A 2,559-nucleotide genomic window follows, 5' to 3' on the forward strand; every position below is an offset into this window, starting at 1 on the left:
GAGCAACAACAGGATGCCGAGCAGCGAGCGGATGCCGAAGCCGCAGGGACAACAGCGGTGACGGTCAGCGCGGAAGACGAAGCCGCCGCGCTGGCATTGCTGACATCGCCGAACTTAACAGAACAGATTATCAACGACATGGCCGCCTGTGGCGTGGTCGGTGAATCCACCAATCTGCTGACCGGGTATCTGGCGGCGGTCTCGCGCAAACTCGATAAACCGCTGGCCGTGCTGATACAAAGCAGCTCGGCGGCGGGGAAATCCTCGCTGATGGAGGCGGTGCTGAACCTGATGCCGGAAGAGGAGCGTATCCAGTACTCGGCAATGACCGGGCAGAGCCTCTACTATCTGGGAGAAACCAGCCTGCAACACAAAATACTGGCGATAGCCGAGGAAGAAGGCGTGCGGCAGGCGGCCTATGCCCTGAAACTGTTGCAGTCCGACGGCGAGCTGAAAATCGCCAGCACCGGCAAAAACGAACAGAGCGGCGAGTTGGTGACGCGGGAATACAAGGTACAGGGCCCGGTGATGCTGATGTTAACGACGACGGCCATTGATGTGGATGAAGAGCTGCTGAACCGCTGTCTGGTACTGACGGTCAACGAATCGCGCGAACAGACGCAGGCCATCCACGCGATGCAACGGCACCGTCAGACGCTGGCCGGGTTGCTGGCTGACTCGGAGAAAGGCTATCTGACGCAGTTACACCAGAACGCCCAGCGCTTATTAAGGCCGCTGAAAGTGGTGAATCCTTACGCCCATCAACTGACGTTCCTGTCAGACAAAACCCGGATGCGACGCGACCATATGAAATACCTGACGCTGATACAGGCCATTGCGTTGCTGCACCAGTATCAACGTGAAGTGAAGAAAACCACCCATCGCGGGCAGGTGATTGAATATATCGAAGTGACGAAAGACGATATCCAGCTCGCCAACCAACTGGCACATGAAATTCTGGGGCGCACGCTGGATGAAATGCCCCCACAGACGCGCAAGCTGTTACTGCTGATACAGGACTGGGTACGGGAAACCGCCGGACAACAGGCGGTCAGGGTCGATGAACTGCATTTTACCCGGCGGGATATTCGGGCCGCTCTGCACTGGGGCGATACGCAACTGAAAGTGCATCTGGCGCGGTTGCTGGAAATGGAATACCTGTTGCTGCACCGCCGCGGGCTGACCTATGAATATACGCTGCTGTGGGATGGTGAAGATACCGGGCAACCACATCTGTGCGGGTTACTGGAGATGACGGAATCCCAGTCAGAAACGACAGGCGATGCGTTCCGGTCGGGGTCAGAGTATGTTCAGTCGGGCACAGGTCGGGGCAGGGTCGGCAGTCAGTCGGTCAGTCAAAATCCGGCCTCAGAGCAGGCAACACCCGACTTATCGGCGGAAGTGGCCGGGGTAAAACAAAAAACGGTTATTAAAGCAGAAAAAAAACCGGCTTCAATCCCCCTGCCCGAAGAAACAGAAATGGCGAATGACGCTGTTGCGGGCAAGGCGTTCCGGTCGGGGTCAGAGGGTGTTCAGTCGGGTACAGGTCGGCCCCAGGTCGGTACACAGCCGGACAGACAAAATCCGGCCTCAGCACAGACAGCACAAGGCTTAACAGCAGAACCGGGCGGAGCCGGAAAGAAAATGGTTAACAAACATAAAACGCAAAAGGCCCCGCCGCCCGCTGCCTCAGCCGCCCATCCCCAATCCAAAACGGAGATAAATCATGGCAAACCGTAAACCCCGCAGGGGAAGCCTGCTGACAGTGGATGAAGTGTACCGTAAACCTGTCGGCCCGGCGCACGACCCCAAGAGCCTGTATGCATTGTTGCTGCGCTTTGTGGTGTGGCGGCAGGAACGGAACTGGTCAGAAAGCACGCTGAAAGTACAGACACACCATACTTACCACTTTATCCTGTGGGCAACCGAGCGCGGCTTATACTACGCAGCGGATATCACCCGGCCAATACTGGAACGTTACCAGCGTTATCTGTATCAGTACCGCAAGACCAACGGTGAACCGTTAAGCACCCGGACGCAACGTACCCAACTGGAGCCATTGAAGGTCTGGTTCAAATGGCTGACGAAACAGAACCTGATACTGGCGAACCCGGCGGCGGACCTTGAACTCCCCAGACTGGAAAAGCATCTGCCACGCTATATTCTGACCATTGATGAAACCGAACAGATACTGGCGCAGCCTGACCTGACGACGTTGCAGGGGGTACGTGACCGGGCATTGATGGAGCTGCTCTGGTCAACCGGGATGCGCCGGGGAGAATTAACCCGGCTGGATGTGTACAGCGTTGACGGCAAACGCAAAACGGTGACCATCCGGCAGGGCAAGGGCAATAAAGACCGGGTGTTGCCCCTTGGTGAACGCGCCTTAAGCTGGCTACAGCGTTATCAGCAACAGGTGCGGCCACAACTTATCGTCAATCCTGACGTCAGGGCATTATTCGTCGCGATGGACGGGCTGGATGGCTTACAGGCCAACGGTATCAGCAATCTGGTGACAGCGTATATCAACGCGGTGGGTATCAAGAAAAAAGGTGCCTG

General features: G+C 56.7%; 1 protein-coding gene and 1 pseudogene. Both read left to right on the plus strand.

Annotated features, from left to right (window positions below; genetic code table 11):
* Nucleotides 1-1,740 (plus strand): annotated as a pseudogene (locus BO26_RS18275) (DNA primase); the annotation flags it as partial.
* The coding region (gene xerC / locus BO26_RS18280) for a site-specific tyrosine recombinase XerC (RefSeq protein WP_036774001.1) at nucleotides 1,727-2,559 on the plus strand (833 nt) is incomplete at its 3' end. The pseudogene BO26_RS18275 and the gene xerC, both read left to right, overlap by 14 nt.

Origin of the sequence: Photorhabdus australis DSM 17609 (assembly GCF_000711895.1) — a bacterium.
Lineage (GTDB): Bacteria > Pseudomonadota > Gammaproteobacteria > Enterobacterales > Enterobacteriaceae > Photorhabdus > Photorhabdus australis.